The sequence below is a fragment of the Pseudomonas sp. GV085 genome (assembly GCF_003050925.1).
Taxonomy (GTDB): domain Bacteria; phylum Pseudomonadota; class Gammaproteobacteria; order Pseudomonadales; family Pseudomonadaceae; genus Aquipseudomonas.
In genome coordinates this window covers 171,862-192,035 of record NZ_QAOV01000010.1, presented here as the reverse complement: position 1 = coordinate 192,035, position 20,174 = coordinate 171,862, and the positions used below count along the sequence as shown (strand labels likewise).

General features: G+C 60.0%; 19 protein-coding genes. 8 read left to right on the top strand and 11 right to left on the bottom strand.

Features of this window, described 5'->3' with window-relative positions; genetic code table 11:
- The first annotated feature begins 85 nt into the window (after positions 1-85).
- A complete protein-coding gene (locus tag C8K63_RS21185) occupies positions 86-1,000 on the top strand; it encodes a LysR substrate-binding domain-containing protein (protein ID WP_177413261.1) in 915 nt (304 codons plus the stop codon).
- A 123-nt stretch (positions 1,001-1,123) separates the two neighbouring features.
- Here the strand turns inward: C8K63_RS21185 and C8K63_RS21180 are convergent, their stop codons facing one another.
- Positions 1,124-3,199, bottom strand: a complete 2,076-nt coding sequence (locus C8K63_RS21180; protein WP_108218451.1) for an AsmA family protein — start codon at positions 3,197-3,199, stop codon at positions 1,124-1,126.
- A gap of 387 nt (positions 3,200-3,586) precedes the next feature.
- On the opposite strand from C8K63_RS21180, the gene C8K63_RS21175 reads away from it, so the two are divergent.
- From C8K63_RS21175 to C8K63_RS21145, 7 genes are all read left to right on the top strand, one after another.
- Entirely contained in the window at positions 3,587-4,057 is a 471-nt protein-coding gene (locus C8K63_RS21175) for a hypothetical protein (RefSeq protein ID WP_108218450.1), read from the top strand.
- 173 nt (positions 4,058-4,230) lie between these two features.
- A complete protein-coding gene (locus tag C8K63_RS21170; protein ID WP_108218449.1) occupies positions 4,231-4,863 on the top strand; it encodes a TetR family transcriptional regulator in 633 nt (210 codons plus the stop codon).
- 290 nt (positions 4,864-5,153) lie between these two features.
- Positions 5,154-5,654, top strand: a complete 501-nt coding sequence (gene ureE / locus C8K63_RS21165; RefSeq protein WP_108218448.1) for an urease accessory protein UreE — start codon at positions 5,154-5,156, stop codon at positions 5,652-5,654.
- Positions 5,651-6,325, top strand: coding sequence for an urease accessory protein UreF (locus C8K63_RS21160; protein WP_108218447.1), 675 nt, complete (start codon positions 5,651-5,653; stop codon positions 6,323-6,325). Before ureE ends, C8K63_RS21160 begins: the two co-directional genes overlap by 4 nt.
- Positions 6,326-6,348: 23 nt before the next feature.
- Positions 6,349-6,963, top strand: coding sequence for an urease accessory protein UreG (gene ureG / locus C8K63_RS21155; RefSeq protein ID WP_007979691.1), 615 nt, complete (start codon positions 6,349-6,351; stop codon positions 6,961-6,963).
- A gap of 27 nt (positions 6,964-6,990) precedes the next feature.
- Positions 6,991-7,563, top strand: coding sequence for a HupE/UreJ family protein (locus C8K63_RS21150; RefSeq protein ID WP_108218446.1), 573 nt, complete (start codon positions 6,991-6,993; stop codon positions 7,561-7,563).
- Between the two features lie 165 nt (positions 7,564-7,728).
- Complete coding sequence (locus tag C8K63_RS21145; protein WP_108218445.1) at positions 7,729-8,862, top strand: AGE family epimerase/isomerase; 1,134 nt, start codon at positions 7,729-7,731, stop codon at positions 8,860-8,862.
- Between the two features lie 23 nt (positions 8,863-8,885).
- On the opposite strand, the gene C8K63_RS21140 is transcribed toward C8K63_RS21145, so the two are convergent.
- The 10 genes from C8K63_RS21140 to C8K63_RS21095 form a co-directional block, all read right to left on the bottom strand.
- Positions 8,886-9,791, bottom strand: coding sequence for a cation diffusion facilitator family transporter (locus tag C8K63_RS21140; protein WP_108218444.1), 906 nt, complete (start codon positions 9,789-9,791; stop codon positions 8,886-8,888).
- 172 nt (positions 9,792-9,963) lie between these two features.
- A complete protein-coding gene (locus tag C8K63_RS21135; RefSeq protein ID WP_108218443.1) occupies positions 9,964-10,725 on the bottom strand; it encodes an SDR family oxidoreductase in 762 nt (253 codons plus the stop codon).
- A 334-nt stretch (positions 10,726-11,059) separates the two neighbouring features.
- Positions 11,060-11,362: a hypothetical protein gene (locus C8K63_RS21130; protein WP_108218442.1), complete on the bottom strand. Its 303-nt coding sequence runs from the start codon at positions 11,360-11,362 to the stop codon at positions 11,060-11,062.
- A 317-nt stretch (positions 11,363-11,679) separates the two neighbouring features.
- Entirely contained in the window at positions 11,680-12,396 is a 717-nt protein-coding gene (locus tag C8K63_RS21125; RefSeq protein WP_007991194.1) for an ABC transporter ATP-binding protein, read from the bottom strand.
- A complete protein-coding gene (locus C8K63_RS21120; RefSeq protein ID WP_008001872.1) occupies positions 12,393-13,268 on the bottom strand; it encodes an ABC transporter ATP-binding protein in 876 nt (291 codons plus the stop codon). The genes C8K63_RS21125 and C8K63_RS21120 overlap by 4 nt, the downstream gene beginning before the upstream one ends.
- The gene (livM, locus tag C8K63_RS21115; protein ID WP_108218441.1) at positions 13,265-14,548 is read right to left on the bottom strand and encodes a high-affinity branched-chain amino acid ABC transporter permease LivM; all 1,284 of its coding nucleotides are present in this window, start codon (positions 14,546-14,548) and stop codon (positions 13,265-13,267) included. Before livM ends, C8K63_RS21120 begins: the two co-directional genes overlap by 4 nt.
- Before the next feature lie 3 nt (positions 14,549-14,551).
- A complete protein-coding gene (locus C8K63_RS21110) occupies positions 14,552-15,466 on the bottom strand; it encodes a branched-chain amino acid ABC transporter permease LivH (protein ID WP_108218440.1) in 915 nt (304 codons plus the stop codon).
- A gap of 238 nt (positions 15,467-15,704) precedes the next feature.
- Entirely contained in the window at positions 15,705-16,838 is a 1,134-nt protein-coding gene (locus tag C8K63_RS21105; RefSeq protein WP_108218439.1) for a branched-chain amino acid ABC transporter substrate-binding protein, read from the bottom strand.
- 363 nt (positions 16,839-17,201) lie between these two features.
- A complete protein-coding gene (locus C8K63_RS21100; RefSeq protein ID WP_108218438.1) occupies positions 17,202-18,485 on the bottom strand; it encodes an FAD-binding oxidoreductase in 1,284 nt (427 codons plus the stop codon).
- Between the two features lie 153 nt (positions 18,486-18,638).
- Complete coding sequence (locus C8K63_RS21095; protein ID WP_108218437.1) at positions 18,639-20,129, bottom strand: aldehyde dehydrogenase family protein; 1,491 nt, start codon at positions 20,127-20,129, stop codon at positions 18,639-18,641.
- Between the last annotated feature and the right edge of the window lie 45 nt (positions 20,130-20,174).

Here is a 20,174-nt window from a genome sequence, read left to right as displayed (position 1 = left end):
AAACAGCTTGTGACTTGCAGCTTGAAGCTCACCGCTACGTCCATTCAAATGAGCAAAAATCAGTCAAGATGAATCCATTTCATCTATGGAGTCCTCAATGTTTGCCTCGCTGCCATTGACCGCCCTGCGCGCCTTTGAATCCGCCTCACGCCTGTTGAGCTTCAAGGCTGCCGCCGAAGAACTGTCAGTCACCCCGACGGCGGTGTCCCATCAGATCCGCTCTCTGGAGACCTGGCTCGGTGTGCCGCTGTTCGAGCGCCTGCCACGCCAGGTGCGCCTGACCGAATGCGGCGAACGGCTCTTCCAGAGCCTGCACGGGGCTTTTCTGGAGGTGGCTCAAAGCGTCGACACCCTGCGCCCTCAACGCAGCGGTGCCAGCCTGACGGTCTCCACCACTGCCGCCTTCGCTGCCCTGTGGCTGGTGCCACGGCTGGGGCGCTTCTACGCCCGGCACCCGAACATCAACGTACGCCTCGATACCCACTGCGAAGTCATCGACCTGCATCAGGACGCCAGTGTCGATCTGGTACTGCGCTACAGCCTCGACAGCTACCCCAACCTGTACGGCCAGTGCCTGTTCGATGAAACCTTCGGCGTCTACGGTTCGCCCGAACAAGTGGCCCTGGCGTCGAGTCGCGCCCCGACGCTGATCAGCGTGCGCTGGCACAACTCCAAACTCTATGCCCACGGCTGGGAGGCCTGGTGTGCGCAATCCGGCGAAACCTGGCTGAGCGGCCGACCCGCCGTGCGCGAATACGACGAAGAGCACTACGCCCTGCAAGCGGCGATTGCCGGGCAAGGTCTGGTGCTGGCGAGCAATATTCTGGTGTCGGAAAGCGTGGCCAGTGGGTTGTTGTTGCCTTACCGTGGGGAAGTCCAGGTCGATGGCGCCGGATACAGCGCACTGTGCGTGCCGGGACGCGAACGTCATCCGCCGGTTCGGGCGTTTTTTGCATGGCTGCGCGAAGAGGCATTGTTGTCCGGGCATGCTTTGGCATAAGCAACCAAATGCAGTGACTGCAAAACCGCCATCGCGAGCAGGCTCGCTCCCACATTAGTCCTGCATGCACAGATCCCCTGTGGGAGCGAGCCTGCTCGCGATGGGACCCTTATAGGCGCCCGATTACTTGGTTGACTTGACGGTGACAGGCGCCTTGCCCGCCTTCATCTGTTCCAGCAATGGTGCGCATTGATTCGCCTCCCCCCCACTCGGCGCCACCAGTGCCAGCAAACCTGCCGCCGGTGCGGCGATCACGCCCAGCGCCACCATCCCGGCTCCGCGCAGCATCAACGGCACGGCCTTGACCCCGGCATCGGGCTTGATGAACTTGCCGCGCACATACAGTGGCGAGCGCAATGAAATCAGGCGCCACCCCTTGGATTCCGGAGTGATGGTCAGGTCCAGCTGTTCGGTCGCCATGCTCGCGGTGCCGTCGATGTAGACGATGGCGTTCTCGGTGTCGAATACAAACAAGCGGGTACTCGCCAGGCCAGACTGGATGCCGAAGTCAGCGGCTGCGCAGTTGATCTTCACTTCCTTGTCGCCAAAGATCTTGCCGACCACATAGTTGCCGACATTCAGGCCCGCCAGCTCCATCAATTCGCGACTGATGGCGCCATCGTTGATCAGCATTTTCAGATTGCCATTGGCGCTGCCCAACAGTTTGGCCACCGAATTGCCGCGCCCGCTGATATCAGCATCGCCATTGAGTTCGCCAAAACTGGTTTTCATCGGTTCGAAGCCGGGGAACAGCTGCTTGAGCTTGAAGCCTCGCGCCGTGAGCCTGGCTTGGCCTTCCAGTGGATCGGTGTGGCCGTTCAGGCGAATCTGCGCATCCAGCTTGCCGCCGGCCACGCCGAAACGCAGCGGCTCGAGGCTGAGCACGCCATCGGTGAGCACTAGATGGGTATAGAGGTCGTTGAACGGCAGTTTTTCGCTGTGCACGATGCGCTTGCCGGTGAACTCGACATCGGCGTCCATATCGCGCCAGCGATCGGTCTTGAACTCTTCGACCGGCAGCACTTTATCGGCCGGTTGTTTGCTGTCACCGCCACGGGCCTTCTGTTCGGCGTTGGAGTCGGCACCAATCAGCGGTGCCAGGTCAGCGAACAACAATTGATTGGACAACAGCGAGCCGCTGAGTTTTGGCCGTGGCTGGCTGGCCACGTAAGTCAGATTGCCGTGGATATCGCTCTCGCCGATCTTGCCGTTGAATTCCTCATAGCGGAACGCTGCGCCACCTGCCTCGTGCAACCTGGCGATCAGGTGGCCGTCGGTGGCATAGGGTGGCGTGTCCGGCAGGATCACGCCGGTCAGCGGGTAGAGGTTGCCCAGGCTGGTGCCGGCCAGTTTCAGGCGCAGGTCCAGGGCGCCTAGATTAAGCGGATCGGTCAGGGTACCGGCCAATTCGACGCTGGAGTCGGCGATCTTCACCTGTGCCTGAAGCGGAAACGGCCGTGCCGCGTCCTGCAGCGCCAACAGCCCGCCAATCTTGCCCTGGCCCGCGAGTTTCTGGCCGTGGTACTGGCCGTTGACCTTAAGGGCGAACGCATAATCCTGGGGCGACGAGCCCTTTTCCTGCGCGGCTTTCGCCGCTTTATCGCCGACGATATCGCTGAACGGAACCGGTTTGCCCAAGGGGTCGATCAGCACGTCGAGTCGAGTCTTCAGGCTCTGGTCGTCGAGGGTGACGTGGCCCTTGTCGAAACCGATCGCGCCGATATCCACCACCCAGCTGGAAGGCTCGGCGTTCGGGTCCTTGGGATCGAACTGGAAGGTCCAGTTGGCGCGCCCGTCAGCCAGGCGTTGCAGCTCGGCATTCGGCTCGGTGAGATCGATACGCGGGATCACCACCCGCTGCGCCAGCAACGCCAGGGGTGAAATACGCAGTTCTACCCGTTTGAGGGTGACCATCTGCGGTTGTTTCGACCAGTCGGGATTGCCCAGGCTCAAGTCTTCAGCCACCACGTGGGGCCACGGCACCCAGGCGCGCCAGCCGCCTTCATCGGGCTCGGGCCGCCAGGCCACCGAAAGATTGCCATTGATAGCAAAAGCGCGGTGCAGCTCTTCGGAAACTTTGGCGTTGAGCGGCGGTTTGATCCGGTTCCAGTCGAAGAACACGATGATCAATACCAGCACCATCAACAAGGTAAGGAAAGTGGAAAGGGTCCAGACAAACATCTTTTGAGTGCGCGTCATTGCACAGGGCTCCTGATACGACTGAGCGCCCCGACTGCGACGCACATGTGAAACGGTGAGCCGCAAGCGACACGCCATAAAGTCTACGACTGATAAAAAACCGGCAGGTTTAATCGATAGACCGATTTCGCCGATTTCGCCCAGTCCAATACTGACCAATCAGTCATTCGGCGTTACCGGCCCTGCACTTTTGCATGCCAAAGGCGGGTCGAAAATACCCACATCGGTGCACAACAACTCGCCGGAGACGCCCGGCCTAGAGCCTGCGCAGCAAACAATCAATTCCGTTGATTATTACCATTGCGTTTATGAACTTTCATATCGACTTATCGAGAGTAGCATTGTTCTCGTACCCACTTATTCGCCCTCCCGAGGAGCAAAACAATCATGAAACGCCAACTACTGCTTAGCCTTACCCTCTCGATGCTGGCCAGCACTGCTTTTGCCCTGCCAGCCGCTGACCAGGCCACTCCACAAGTGAAACAGAACCACTCGGTGTTCAGCCAGACCGTCGCCGCCGATGGCTCCGAACGCACCCCACAAGGCCAGACCCTTGCCGAAGGTGGTAATGATCGCCTGAAAGAAAAAGGCCTGATCACTCAGGATGGCTCGGACCGTACTCCACAAGGCCAGACCCTGGCTGCCGATGGTTCCGAACGCACCCCACAAGGCCAGACCCTAGCCGAAGGCGGTTCCGATCGCACCCCACAAGGTCAAACCCTCGCTGAAGGCGGTTCGGATCGCACCCCACAAGGTCAAACCCTCGCTGAAGGCGGTTCGGATCGCACCCCACAAGGTCAAACCCTCGCCGAAGGCGGTGGTGACCGTGTGATCGAACGCAACAGCGCCGCGAGCTAAGCCCTATGGCCGCCCTGAAAAAAAGCCCAATCCCCGGATTGGGCTTTTGACTTTTCAGCGATCCGCTTGATAGATGCCGCACTTCCCTGCTTGATCCCCCCTACAGTCATTCGACGCCGGCAAAGACGATTTGCTAGAGTGCGCCGCGTCCCTGTCCAGAAAACACCCTTGCGATGCTGCCCCGCGCCGAACAGAAACGACAAACCCGTAACGCTCTGATGGATGCTGCCCGGCATCTGATGGATGGAGGCCGAGGATTCGGCAGCCTGAGCCTGCGCGAAGTCGCGAAAACCGCCGGCATCGTACCGACCGGTTTCTACCGCCATTTTGCCGATATGGATGAACTGGGCCTGGTGCTGGTCAGCGAAGTCGGCCAGACATTCCGCGAAACCATTCGCCTGGTACGACACAACGAATTCGTGATGGGCGGCATCATCGATGCCTCGGTGCGGATCTTTCTCGACGTGGTCAGCGCCAACCGTTCGCAGTTCCTGTTTCTCGCCCGTGAGCAATACGGCGGTTCGCTGCCGGTGCGCCAGGCCATCGGCCGTTTGCGTGAAGACATCAGTTCGGACCTGGCGGCGGACTTGTCACTGATGCCGAAGCTGCAGCATCTGGACATCGCCGACCTGAGTGTCATGGCGGACCTGATCGTCAAAAGCGTGTTCGCCACCCTGCCGGACATCATCGATCCGCCAGCCGAAGCCTTGCCCGAGCACCTGACGCCCCAGGCGAAAATCACCCAGCAACTGCGGTTTATCTTTATCGGCCTCAAGCATTGGCAAGGGCTCGGCAGCACCGAGTAACGCCCTTTATAGGAGCGAGCTTGCTCGCGAATGCGTCGACATCTTCGACATCTTCGACATCTTCGACATTCATGTGACAGACAAACCGCTTTCGCGAGCAAGCTCGCTCCTACGATGTCCCGCATAGCATCATCTTGGTGCGCAGATCAAAATCAACGCACCAACTTCAACCAAAAAGCTCACTCCATCAATACCAGTCCCACGTCTCCTTCAGCCATTTCCTACGCATCATGTCGATTGGCAAGCCCCTTGCTCTAGCCTGAGCATTGTCCATTGCTGGAAGCCTTCCGATGCTGGTGATTCATCGCAGAATCGACCCTCAACCCGTTTGGGCCGCCGAACTGCACCTGACGTTCGAAGCCCGCAGCAAAAGCCGTTTGCGCTGTTTCAGTGCCGAGGGCGAAGACGTCGGGTTGTTTTTGCAGCGCGGCCAGCCGCCGTTGCATGACGGCGAATGCCTGCAAGCCGAAGACGGGCGAATCGTACGTGTCTGCGCCCGCCCCGAACAATTGCTCCACGTCACCTGCGCCAATACCTTTGAACTGACCCGCGCGGCCTATCACCTGGGCAATCGTCATGTCGCCCTGCAAGTCGGCGAAGGCTGGTTGCGCCTGCTCGACGATTACGTGCTCAAGGCCATGCTCGAGCAACTCGGCGCCCATGCCGAGAACATCGAGGCCCCGTTCCAGCCGGAACATGGCGCCTACGGCGGTGGTCATCATCATTCGCGCCACGGCGATGAAGACTTCAACTACGCGCCGAAACTGCACCAGTTCGGTGTCCGCCCATGAACCCGGCCTGGGCGCTGTTGCGCCTGGCCAGTCCGCAATTGCCGATTGGTGGCTACAGCTACTCCCAAGGGCTGGAAATGGCGGTGGATAACGGCCGCGTAAATGATCCCGACAGCGCCCGGCGCTGGATCAGCGATCAGTTGTTGTTAAACCTGGCACGCTTCGAAGCACCGTTGCTGCTCGCACATTGCCTGGCCGCCAGCGAGGACAACTGGGGTGAATTGCTGCAACGTTGCGAGGAACACCGCGCCAGTCGCGAAACCCGCGAGTTGCATCAGGAGAGCCGGCAAATGGGCTACTCGTTGCAGCAATTGCTCAATGGCTTGCCGGAACTTGACGTGCCGGCCCGAGCCTTCCTCGAACAACGCAGCGAGCCACATCTGGCCCTGGGTTGGGCCTTGGCCGCACGCGCCTGGCAGATCAGCCCGCAGGACGCCCTGGCCGCATGGCTGTGGAGCTGGCTGGAAAACCAGTTGGCAGTGCTGATGAAGACCCTGCCCCTGGGTCAGCAAGCCGCCCAGCGCCTGACCAGCGAACTGTTGCCGCTGCTTCAACAAGCTCAACAGAACGCCACCCGAATCGATACCGATCATTACGGCAGTGCCGCTTTCGGCCTGTCCCTGGCGTGCATGGCCCACGAGCGCCAGTACAGCCGTCTGTTCCGTTCCTAGGGCCTGTTATTTTGGAGAATCACATGAACACACAACCCCTGCGTGTCGGCATCGGCGGCCCGGTCGGCTCCGGCAAAACCGCCCTGACCCTGGCCCTGTGCCTGGCCCTGCGCGAGCGCTACAACCTGGCCGTCGTGACCAACGACATCTACACCCGCGAAGACGCCGACTTTCTGGTGCGCAACGAAGCCCTGGCACCGGAGCGCATCATCGGCGTGGAAACAGGTGGCTGCCCGCACACGGCCATCCGCGAAGACGCCTCGATCAACCTTGAAGCCGTGGATCAACTCAATCGCCGCTTTCCGGGGCTGGACCTGATTCTGGTGGAGTCCGGGGGCGACAACCTCTCCGCGACCTTCAGCCCGGAACTGTCGGACCTGACCATCTACGTGATCGACGTCTCGGCCGGCGACAAGCTGCCGCGCAAGGGCGGGCCCGGGATCTGTAAATCCGACTTGCTGGTGATCAACAAGATCGACCTCGCGCCGCTGGTCGGTGCCTCGCTGGAGATGATGAACAGCGACACCCAGCGCATGCGCAACGGCAAGCCGTTTGTCTTCAGCAATCAGAAAACCGGCCAGGGTCTGGAACAGATCATCGCCTTCATCGAACGCCAGGGTTTGCTGACCGCTGCCTGATCACGACTTCAACAAGGAAGCTTATCCATGACACTCAAGCGCACTCTCGGTGCCCTGGCCCTGCTGCTGACTCCGGCCCTGGCCTTCGCTCATCCGGGGCACGGTGACAACGGCTTGATCGCCGGCATCAGCCATCCCCTTGGCGGTCTCGATCATTTGCTGGCGATGCTCGCGGTCGGCCTTTGGGCCGCACAGCAGCAAGGTGCAGCGCGTTGGGCGCTGCCGTGCACCTTTGTCAGCACCATGCTGATCGGCGGACTGCTGGGTTTTGAAGGACTGAACCTGCCGGCACTGGAGAGCGGGATTGCCGCCTCGGTATTGGCGCTGGGTATGGCAGTAGCGTTGGCGGTGCGTCCACCGTTGGTGATGGCGGTTATGGCGACGGCGTTGTTTGCGCTGTTCCATGGCGTGGCGCATGGCTTGGAATTACCGGACATGTCGAGTCCGTGGACCTACGCTGCAGGTTTCGTCGCGGCGACGACGGTATTGCACACGGCGGGTTACGCGCTGGTGCGAGTGTTGCCGCAGGCCGCAGCACCGCTGGTTCGACTGGCGGGTGCGGCATCGGCGGCGACCGGGGTGTGGTTGCTGGCGGGCTAACCCCCTCCCTGTAGGAGCTGCCGCAGGCTGCGATCTTTGATCTTGCATTCAAAATCCACATCAAAAGATCGCAGCCTGCGGCAGCTCCTACGAGGATCGCATCCGTCGAGTCAGCCTCTCTGCTAACATGTCGCGCAATCGCCCCTGCCGTGACGACGCCAGCCAATGCCGCCTGTTTCCCGCTCCGCCTCTCAGCCTGAATTGACCGCCCTGTTCGCCTCGGTGCAACAGCACTTCCTGAACGTCATCGTGCCGCTCTGGCAAGGTCCGGGCTGGAACGCCGACATGGCGTTGCCCTACGAGGCGCTGGATGCCGGACACCAACCGCTGCCACCGCAACGCTACCGGGCCATGGCCTGTGCGCGGCAGTTGTATCTGTTTGCCAGCCTGATCGGTCAGCTGCCGGGCGCCGAAGAGCGTGCCGCCGCGTTGTTCCGCTCCTTGCAGCGGCACTTCCACGATGCCGAGCACGGTGGCTGGTTCTACAGCGTCGATGCACAAGGGACGCCGCTGGATCAGCGCAAGGATCTCTACACCCACGCCTTCATCCTGTTCGCCTGCGCCCATTACTGGGACAAGGTTCGCGAGCCACTGGTGGAGTCGGTACTCAACGCCTCGCTGGAAGTGATTGCGCAGCGTTTCGCCACGGACGACGGTCTGTACGAAGCCACGCTCGACCGCGACTGGGCAGCGCTGGACAGCGGCCCTTTGCAAAACCCGCTGATGCACCTGGCCGAAGCTTTCCTCGCTACCCTGTCGGTGCGTGAAGACCTCGACGTGCAACAGGCGCTCGTCGAGTTATGCACAGCCATGCACGCGCGCTTCATCGATCCGCAACACAGCGTGTTGATGGAAAAGCCGCTGGGGTCTGTGGATAACTGGTTTGAACCCGGGCATCAGTTCGAGTGGTATTTCCTGCTGGAATCCTCGCCGCTGTTACGCCATTCGGCGCTGCATGCCGATCTGGCGCGGGCCTTCGCCTTTACCGAGCAGGTGGGCATCGATCAGCAGACTGGCGCTGTGCGGGCGATGCTCGACTTCGGACCGGATGGCGGCGTCCGGGACGCCACGCAGCGTATCTGGGCCCAGGCTGAATACCTGCGCGCATTGACGCTGCGCCCGGACAGCGAAGCGGATGTACTGCGTCAATTACAGGCGTTACAGCAACACTCGCTGCATGCCGGCGGCTGGTTTGAGTGCCGTGACGAGCACGGTGAAGTCAGCCGCCGCGACATGCCGTCGACCACGCCCTATCACTTGGCGACCTGTTATCGCGGGTTGGCGCAATATCTCGGCTGACTTTGTGGCCTGGGGCAATCCAGTCACTCGGTCCACTTGCGATCCCCGGTAAAACTGATGGTCAGCCATCGCGCTGCATCCGGCTTACCGAGCTTCGCGGAAATCTCCTCGCGCAAACTGTCCAGCTGCCCTATTCCGTCTAGCCAGTAATCCTTCGGCAATACGATGTGAATCTCGATAAAACAGGCCCTGCCGTGTTTCTGCACGTAGGAAATGTAGTCGTCGAAGCCATGCTCGACCTTCGCCACCTCCATCACCCGACGCACCTTGTCGTCCAGTTGATCCGGGACGATCCCCAACACATCGCGCAATGCCGGCCCGAGGATTTTGAACGCTGGAGGAAGCATGCCCAGGGCCAGCAGAATCAGAATCATCGGGTCGACATACACTGCCCACTTGTCGTAACCCTGAGTCTTGAGCAGCAGCGCGATCAGGAAACTCACCAGCAGTCCCGCCGATAGCATCGCGTCCACCAGCCAACTGATGTTGTCGAACTGGATCAGCGATGATTTGAGTGTGCGATTGCGATGGCGGACGTAGAAAAAATAAATCAGCTCAACGACGGTGAACACCGCCGCGTAGAGGATCACCAGGCCGAGCTCGACCTCACGGCCACCACTGATGATGCCGAACACACCGTTGAGAAAGGCATAAATGGCAACCAGGAACAGGAAACTGCCTTCGATCAGCAGCACCATGGGTTCCAGGTGCCAGTAACCGAACTGGAAGCGCTGGTTGCTTTCCTTGGCGATCAACCTCGCGGTGATCAGCATCAGGACCTTGATGAAGGCCGCGATCAACGAAAAAAAGCCATCGAACAGGATGGATTGGGCGCCCGAAACAAAACCGGTGATGATCCCGGCGAATGTCACGGCGAGCATCAGGAAGGTCGATTGCTTGAGCAGCGACTGCTCGCCTCGATTACTCACTTGATCTCCTCTAAAACCTCTAGACCGCCGGGTGTGGCGGGCTGCTTGAGGAAGGAGTCTAGCTGATGCCTTCCACTGCCAATTCCGGCCCCTTCGCGAGCAGGCTCGCTCCCACAGGTTCAATGCGATCCATGTGGGAGCGAGCCTGCTCGCGAAAGGCCATTATGCGGTCTTAAGACTTGCGCTCGATAGCAAACCCGGACCAGGTCTGGCTCACCGGCATCAGCTCCAGGCTGTTGATGTTGATGTGCGCTGGCGCATTGAGGACCCAGAAAATGGTCTCGGCGATGTCTTGTGGCTGAATCGGCTCAGCGCCGGCGTAGGTGGCGTTGTAGCGCTCCTGGTCACCGGCAAAACGCACCAGCGAGAACTCACTCTCGCACAGGCCCGGCTCGATGTTGCTGACCCGTACGCCCGTGCCTTGCAGGTCGCAGCGCAGGTTCAGGGAGAACTGTTTGACGAACGCCTTGGTCGCACCATACACGTGGCTGCCCGGGTACGGGTAGTTGCCGGCGATGGACCCCAGGTTGACGATGCCGGCACCACGACCGTGGGCGATCAGGCGTGGCAACAGCAGACGGGTGCTATACATCAGGCCTTTGACGTTGGTATCGACCATGGTGTCCCAATCGTCCAGGTCGCACTTGGGCGCCGGGTCAACGCCCAGGGCCAGCCCGGCGTTGTTGATCAACCCGCGCAGTTTGGCGAAGGATGGCGGCAGATTGGCAATCGCCTCTTCCATGGCCTTGCGATCACGCACATCGAGCACCAGGCCATGGACTTCGGTCTGCTTCGACAGTTCGGCGCACAGCGCATTGAGACGCTCTTCACGACGGCCAGTCAGCACCAGTTTCCAGCCGGCCTCGGCAAAACGACGGGCACAGGCTTCACCAAAACCGGAAGTCGCGCCGGTAATAAACAGGGTGTTGGACATCGTGTTCTCCTTGCTTCGGCTGATCGCCAGCCATTGGAATAGAAAATCAGCAGGCAGCATGCCCGGCCACGCTCATACCGGCAACCTTTGCCCCGTAGGAGCTGCCGCAGGCTGCGATCCTTTGATCTTGCCGTGCTCCTGTGGAAAAGATCGCAGCCTGCGGCAGCTCCTACGTTCACCGCACTTTCTGTATAAAAATCGATCAATCCTTGCAAGCCCTCGACCAGCGTGGCCTGCAGCCATGTGCGCGCACGTTATCCACAGGCCGGTCCACAGTCTTTGGGGGCAAGTGGAAAAGCTGCAAGCCGCTATCCACAAGGCTTTGCGCGGGGTTTTAAAACTTTTTTGCTTGACCTTCAACCGCCAGCTGTGTAGCCCTTGGCCATTTTCGCGACTGACGGGTCAAACCCGCGATGGCGCCAAGCCAGTAACCACGGCCTTCAGCCGGGTCTTTCCAGAGTTTAGTCACAGACTTATCCACAGGCTTGTCCATGCCGATTCCACGCACTTTCGTCCCGAACAAAAAGGTTGACAAAGCGGCCTTGAAGTTGCGCAAAAGCACCTGTTCAAAAAACAACCACACCTCTACAAGCCACGGCTTTAAAGGCCTACAGCCAGCTACTCCCACGTTATTCACAGCCGGCTCCACAGCAAACGGGGACAAGTCAAAACTGTGACAAAACAACTATTTGCAGCGGCTTTATGTCGCGCTTTGCGAGCTTGGGAATATTGTTTTCCACAATTCCTCGGGGCCCGCCACAAAACTCTGTAGGAGCGAGCTTGCTCGCGATGGACGTTAACGAAAACGCGCGCATTCTGGAAAAACGCGTTGCCCTTGAATCCTTCGCGAGCAATCGAGCGTCGACCGGCTGCTCCTACAGGGGGATTGGTGGATTTGAGAGACAAAAAAGCCCCGGCGATTGCGCGCAGGGGCTTGTGCATAACCACTGAAACTCAGTGCCCGCCGAGATAGGCGTTACGCACGTCCTCGTTGACCAGCAATTCTTTGCCGGTACCCGTCATCCGGATTTCGCCGTTGACCATCACGTACGCCCGGTCCGACAACCGCAGGGCGTGGTTGGCGTTCTGCTCCACCAGAAAGATGGTCATGCCGGTCTTGGCCAGTTCCCGCAGTGTCGCGAAGATCTGTTTCACCACAATCGGCGCCAGACCCAGGCTCGGCTCATCGAGCAGCAGCAACTTGGGCCGGCTCATCAGTGCCCGGGCGATGGCGAGCATTTGCTGCTCGCCGCCAGACATGGTCATCGCCCGCTGGGTGCGCCGCTCTTCGAGCCGCGGGAACAGCTCGAACATGCGTTGCATGTCTTCCTTGGCGTACTTGTCACCGATAGGGATGGTGCCCATCAGCAGGTTCTCCTCGACGGTCATGTCGGGAAACACCCGCCGCCCTTCCGGCGATTGCGCGATGCCGTTGGAGGCGATGTAGTGGGACGACTTGTGGGTGATGTCCACACCCTGATAGAGGATCTGCCCGTCCGCCGCCCGCGGCTGGCCGAAGATCGACATCAACAGGGTCGACTTGCCGGCGCCGTTGGAGCCGATCAGGCTGACGGTTTCCCCTTCCTTGATGTGCAGCGAGACTTTCTTCAGGGCCTGGATCGGCCCGTAAAACACATCCAGTTCCTTGAGTTCGAGGATGGGTTTGCTCATAGCACCACTTCCTCTTCATCGGCGCCCAGGTAGGCCGCAATCACTTTCGGGTCGTTACGAATCGCATCGGGTCCGCCCTCGGCGATGACGATGCCGTGGTCCAGCACCACGATGTGATCGGAAATGCTCATTACCATGCCCATGTCGTGTTCGATCAGCACCACGGTCAGATCGTGCTCGTCGCGCAGCAGCCGGATCATCGCGCTCAGCGCTTCGGTTTCCTGGGGGTTGAGGCCGGCGGCCGGCTCGTCAAGGCAGATGATCTGCGGACGGGTGCACATGGCACGGGCGATTTCCAGGCGGCGTTGCTGGCCGTAGGACAGTTCACCGGCCAGGCGATTGGCGCAATCCACCAGGTCCACCACCTCCAGCCAGTAGAACGCGTGGTCCAGCGCATCGCTTTCGGCCTTGCGGTAGCCCTTGGTATTGAGGATGCCGGCCAGCATGCTGCGGTTGACCCACATGTGCTGTGCCACCAGCAGGTTTTCCAGCACCGACATTTCCTTGAACAGGCGAATGTTCTGGAACGTACGCGCCAGTCCGGCGCGGTTCACCAGGTGGGTGCCGCCGAACGCCTTGTAGAACAGCCGACTGGCGAAGGATTTCGGCGAAACGAAATCCGTTGGCTTGAACGACTCACCCAGCAATTTGATGACGTTCGTCTGCTGACCACGCACATTGAGTTCGATTTTGCCGCCGGAGGCCTTGTAGAACCCGGTCAGGCAGTTGAACACCGTGGTTTTGCCGGCGCCATTGGGCCCGATCAGGGCGAAGATCGAATTGCGGTGGACTTTCAGGCTGACGTCGTTCAACGCCTTGATGCCGCCGAAGTGCATCATCAGCTTTTCGACACTGAGTACGACTTCGCTCATGGCGCTACTCCTTTACGCGGGGTCACACCGGTACGGCTGATCCGAATCAGGCCGCGCGGTCGCCAGATCATCATCAATACCATCAGGATGCCGAACAGCAGCACGCGGTATTCGGCGAAGCCACGCAGCAGTTCCGGAGCCACGGTCAGCACGAATGCCGCGATGACGACACCTATGGTCGAGCCCATGCCGCCGAGTACTACGATGGCAAGGATCAGCGCCGACTCAAAGAAAGTGAACGACGTCGGATTGACGAAGCCCTGGTAAGTGGCGAAGAACACTCCGGCCAGCCCGGCAGTCGAAGCACCGATGGTGAATGCCGAGAGCTTGACCAGTACGTGGTTCAGGCCCATGGAGCGGCAGGCAATTTCGTCTTCGCGCAGGGCTTCCCAGGCGCGGCCGACAGGCATGCGGGTCAGGCGATGCTTGATGTGCAGCACGGCCAGGACCACCAGGAACAACACGGCGTAGATGAAGTAGTACTTCACGTCAGGGTTGTAGGCGATACCGAAGAACTCATGGAACGGCACCCCGCCTTCTTTCGCCCTTTTTCCGAACTCGATGCCGAAGAAGGTTGGCAACGGCGCTGCCATGCCATTCGGGCCGCCGGTCAGGGACAGCCAGTTATTGAGGATCAACCGAATGATTTCACCGAAGCCCAGGGTCACGATCGCCAGGTAGTCACCGTGCAGGCGCAGCACCGGGAAACCGAGGATGCAACCGGCCAGGCCGGCGGTGATCGCCGCCAGTGGCAACACCGTCCAGAAACCCAACCCCAGGTATTGATAACCGAGCGCCAGGCCGTAGGCGCCGATGGCGTAGAACGCCACGTAACCCAGGTCGAGCAGGCCGGCCAGGCCGACCACAATGTTCAAACCCAGCCCCAGCAATACGTAGATCAGCCCGAGGATGACCACGCCCAGCAGGTAGGAGTTGGAGAAAAACGGGAACACCACGGCGATGACAATCAGCAGCGGGATGATCCAGCGCAACCGGGATTTGTAGTCAGGCGCCAGTACATGAACCCCGGAGCCGGTGGTTTCAAAGCCCTCGAGAATTCTCAGGCCCTTTGGGGTTTGCAGGAACAGGCTCAAGGCAAAACGACCGGCCATGACAATAGCGACAATCCAGGCCACGCGAGTGGGCTGCAAGTTGAAGCCGTAGCCGTCGAGGACGATGCCGACAATCGGGCCGAACACAATCAGGGCCACGAGGCCGGCAAGAATCGCGTCAACCAGGCTTCTTTTGATATCAATGGTTTTTTCAGTGGTTGAAGACATCGCTTACACCTTCGACACAAGAGGACGGCCGAGCAGGCCTTGGGGCCGAAAGACCAGAACGAGAACCAGCAGCGAGAAGCTGAAGACGTCTTTGTAGTCCGAGTTGACCAGACCGGAGAACAGCGACTCGGAGATGCCGAGGATGATCCCGCCGAGCATGGCGCCGGGTAGCGAGCCAATCCCGCCGAGCACCGCGGCGGTGAACGCCTTGATGCCGATGACAAAGCCTGCATAGAAGTCGAACGTGCCGTAGTTCATGGTGATCAGCACGCCGGCCAGGGCCGCCATCGCTGCACCAATGATGAACACATACGAAATGATGCGGTCGGTGTTGATCCCCAGGATCGAGGCCATCTTGCGGTCTTGTTGGGTCGCGCGGCACATGCGGCCGAGCTTGGTGTACTTGATGACATAGGTCAGCAGGCCCATCCCGACAAACGCTGCGACCAGAATGAAGATCTTGGTGTAAGTGAGCTGGACGAAGCCGGTCCCGACGTCTACTCGCCATGCACCCGTCAGCAGTGTCGGAACGCCTTGTTGGCGGGCACCCTGGGCGATCTGTGCATAGTTTTGCAGGATCAGCGAGATGCCGATGGCGCTGATCAGTGGGGCCAGTCGGGTGGAGTTACGCAGGGGTTTGTAGGCAACACGCTCGATGACCCAGCCATACACTGCCGTGACGACGATGGTGAAGATCAGTGTGCCGAGCATCAACAGAGGGAAGGATTCAATACCGAAGTATGCCAGCAGAGCCAGACTGATTGCCGCGAGGTAAGCGGAAATCATGTAAACCTCGCCGTGGGCGAAGTTGATCATGCCGATGATGCCATAGACCATTGTGTAGCCGATGGCGATCAGGCCATAGACCGACCCTAGGGTCAGGCCGTTGACCAGTTGCTGCAGGAAAATACCATCCATAACGCAATCTCACGCAATGAGAACCTGCACATGTGGCTGTGCGGTTCTTCTAAGGAAAATACAGATTTACGTCGGAGCAATGTCAGCCACGATCAGGCAGGCCACCACCGCCCCCTGTAGGAGCTGGCTTGCCAGCGAAAGCGGTTGAACATTCGACCAGGTTGTCGTCTGCATGTCCGCCTTCGTAGGCAAGCCCGCTCCTGCAAGGGATCTGGAGGGCACCCGATTGAGTCAGCCCTTACTTCTGTGTTTCCAGCTGGTGGTATTTGCCTTCCTTGTCCCACTGGTAAACCACGTAGTCGGAGACTTTCAGGTCACCCTTGCTGTCCCAGGTCTTCTCGCCCATGACGGTCTTGACCGGGTTCTTCTTCAGCCAGGCAGCAGCGTCTTCGCCCTTGTTGGACTTGGCGCCGTTGAAGGCGGCAGCGAGGGTCTGGACCGATGCGTAGGCGTACAGGGTGTAGCCTTCAGGTTCGGTGCCGGCCTTGCGGAAAGCGTCTACCACGGTCTTGCTGTCTGGCAGCAGGCGTGGGTCGGCGCCGAAGGTCATCAGTACGCCATCAACGTTCTGTGGGCCACCGGCGGTGGTCACCAGTTCGTCAGTCACGATGCCGTCATCGGACATGAACTTGACGTCTTTGAGGCCCTGTTCACGCAGCTGCCGAACCAGTGGACCGGCTTCCGGGTGCAAGCCGCCGAAGTAGACTACGTCGGCACCGGCCGCACGGATCTTGGTGACGACGGCACTGAAGTCTTTCTCGCCGCGGGTCAGACCCTCGTACAGCACAGGCTTCACGCCGCGTTTTTCCAACTGAGCCTTGGTGGCGTCCGCCAGACCCTGACCGTAGGTGTCCTTGTCGTGCAGTACGGCGACTTTCTTGCCCTTGAGCACGTCGACGACATAGTCGCCAGCCACGATACCTTGCTGGTCGTCACGCCCGCACATGCGGAACATGGCACTCAGGCCGCGCTCGGTGACCTTGGGGTTGGTGGAACCCGGGGTGATCGTGATGATGCCGGCTTCGTCGTAGATCTCGGAGGCCGGGATGGTCGACGAGGAGCAGAAATGGCCTACCACACCAACGACTTTCTTTTCGGTCAGGTCCTTGGCGACTGTCACGGCCTGCTTCGGTTCGCAGGCGTCATCGCCCTTGACCAGTACGATTTTTTCCCCGTTCACGCCGCCCGCTGCGTTGACCGCGTCGGCCGCCGCCTGTGCACCCTTCATGTACTGTTCGCCAAATGCCGCGTTGGCGCCTGTCATTGGTCCCGCTACGCCGATCTTGATGTCAGCCTGAGCAAACGCAGAAACACCCAGCGCAGTTGCCACTGCGAGGGCCAGAAAGCCTTTCTTGTAAAACGTCTGGGACATGAGGTGGTGCTCCATGGTTTTTTTTAATTGGCACTGCGACTTCACTGAATGCTCAGAGCAAGGGCCGTGCCATCGGTTTTTTATTCTGAAAAAAGTCGCTGCTTTCTTGTTATTTCGACTGTTTCGGGCCCATTTTCATTGGGCGTGCAACCGTCTAAACCGCGGAAGGTAGAACCATTATTTTTTTGAGGCGCAACCCGCCTGCGCCATCATTGCAACCGCGGCTTTAAACGACGTGCAACCAGCCTGTAACATCGTGCGTCACCGAAGTGCACACTGCTGGTGCGGGACTGCTACAACCCGCACCACTACAGGCTAGCCGCAGATCGAAAAAGCGCCGCTTCCCACTGCAAAAATCAACCTTCAGATCACGATCCGCAGGCACTGGCCTGCGTGATACAGCGAGAATCCCGCCTCATACAGACAGCTGCGCAACCCCACCCCGGCCAATGGCTGCATGGGCGCGAAAGGAATCGGTAGCGCTTGAGGATTTCCGTTACACAGGTAATCGGCGAAGGCCTTGCCGACCACCGTTCCCGTGGTCACGCCCCGCCCGTTGTAGCCGGTGACTGCCACCAAACCGGGCGCTGGTTCGAACAGGCGCATCAAATGATCGGGGGTAAAGGCGATGCAACCGGTCCAGGTGCACTCCCACTCCACCGGTTTGAGGTACGGGAAATAGTGTTGCTGTACCCGGTCGGCCCAGGCCTTGAGAAACCAGGCCGGTTTCTGATTGCCATTACCGAGACTGCCCAGCAGCAGGCGTCCGTCTTTATCCCGACGAATACTGCTCAATACCTGGCGGGTGTCCCAGGAACCCTGGCCGCCGGGAAGAATTTGCCGGGCAGCCTCTTCAGTCAGCGGGGCCGAAGCCACCTGGTAGTAATACCCAGGGAAGAAATTGCGCCGCAGCTCCGTCCAGTCGCCTTCGGTGTAGGCATTGGAGGCAATCACCACTTTCTCAGCCATGACCGAACCCTGGGCGGTTTGCACTGACCAACGCTGGCCCTGACGTTCGAGTCGGGTGACCGGGGAATGATCGAACAATTGACCGCCCAGGCCGATGGTCGCTTTGGCCAGCCCCGTGGTGTAGGCCATCGGGTTGAGCGTGCCGGCGCGGCGATCGAGCAGCGCGGCGGCGATCTTTTTCGTGCCCGTCGCTTGTTCGCAGGCCTGGCCAGTGAGCAATTCCACCGGCGCCCCGCGGCGTTTCCATTGTTCTTCACGACTGCGCAAGTCGGCTTCCCCACGGGCGTTGTGCGCCATGTGCAGCGTGCCTTCGCGGCGCAACTGGCAATCGATGTCGTACTTGTCCACCAGGCTGAACACCAGGGATGGTGCCGCACCCAGCATGCGGTTGAGCTGACTGCCGACTTGCGTGCCAAACCCGGCTTCGATCTCGTCCGGTGGAATCCACATCCCGGCGTTGACCAGCCCGACGTTACGCCCTGAACCACCGTGGCCGGCGCGATGGGCCTCCAGCACACAAACGGTCTTGCCTTGTTCCAGCAGATGCACCGCCGCCGACAAACCGGTAAAACCGGCGCCGATGACGCAGACATCCACTTTGACCTCCCCCTTGAGGGCCGAATTGTCCGGCCTTTGCGGCGTCAGTTTTTCCCACAGACACTCTTCGCGTAACGGCATTGCCAGACTCCAACAGAAACCTAACAAACTGTAGGAGCGAGCTTGCTCGCGATGGACGTCAACGATAACGCGTGCTTGCTGCATAAACGCGTTGTCCTGACGTTTTTCGCGAGCGAGCTCGCTCCTACAAGGGAATGTTGTTCGATTAGAGAATCAATCGAACGTAATACCCTGCGCCAACGGCAACTCCAGCGAATAGTTCACGGTGTTGGTCTGGCGGCGCATGTAGCCGCGCCATGCATCGGAGCCGGATTCACGACCACCGCCGGTTTCTTTCTCGCCACCAAATGCACCACCGATTTCAGCGCCGCTCGGGCCGATATTGACGTTGGCGATGCCACAGTCGCTGCCCACCGCCGACATGAACTGCTCGGCTTCACGCACGTCGGTGGTGAAGATGCACGAGGACAGGCCTTGTGGTACGGCGTTGTTCAGGCGCAGGGCTTCCTGGAAATCGCTGTAGCCAACCACGTACAGGATCGGGGCGAAGGTTTCGTGGCACACCACATCGCTCTGCTCCGGCATTTCGACGATGGCCGGCGACACGTAGTAGGCATTCGGGAACTTGCCTTGCAGCTGACGCTCACCGCCAAACACCCGGCCGCCTTCGCTCAAGGCCTGTTCCAGCGCGTCCTGCATGTTGTCGAAGCTTTGCTTGTCGATCAGCGGGCCGATCAGGTTGCCTTCCAGCGGATGGCCGATACGTACTTTCGAGTACGCGGCTTTCAGGCGGGTGACGATTTCTTCTTTTACCGACTCATGGGCAATCAGGCGACGCAGGGTGGTGCAGCGCTGACCGGCGGTGCCGACGGCACTGAACAGGATCGCGCGAACGGCCATGTCCAGGTCGGCGCTTGGGCCGAGGATCATTGCGTTGTTGCCGCCCAGCTCCAGGATGCTACGGGCGAAACGTGCGGCGATTTTCGGCGCCACTTCACGGCCCATGCGGGTGCTGCCGGTGGCACTGACCAGCGCGACACGCGGATCATCGACCAGGGCTTCGCCGGCATCGCGACCGCCAACGATCACCTGGCTCAGGTGCGGTGGCGCATCGCTGAAGTTCTTCAGCACACGATCGAACAGCGCCTGGCAAGCCAGTGCGGTCAGTGGAGTCTTTTCCGACGGTTTCCAGATCACCGGGTTGCCGCAGACCAGTGCCAGCGTGGCGTTCCAGGCCCAGACCGCGACCGGGAAGTTGAATGCGCTGATCACGCCGACGACGCCCAGCGGATGCCAGGTTTCACGCATGTGATGGCCTGGACGCTCGGAGGCGATGGTCAAGCCGTACAACTGGCGCGACAGACCGACGGCGAAGTCGCAGATGTCGATCATTTCCTGAACTTCACCCAGGCCTTCCTGGGTGATCTTGCCAGCCTCCCAGGACACCAGCTCGCCGAGGTCGGCCTTGTATTCACGCAGGATGTCACCCAGTTGTCGCACCAGTTCGCCACGGCGCGGCGCCGGAACCTTGCGCCAGAGTTCGAACGCATGATCTGCGCGACTGATGTGCTGCTCGACTTCAGCAGCGCCTTCCCAGTTCACGGCAGCGATCCTGCTGCCATCGATCGGCGAATGCACCGGCACTTTGCCATTCTGGTACAGGGCCGGGTTCACACCTAGACGATCAAGCAATGCGGCAACCATGGGTCACTCCTCAAGCAAAAGACAGAACACGTGCAGCCGGAAATT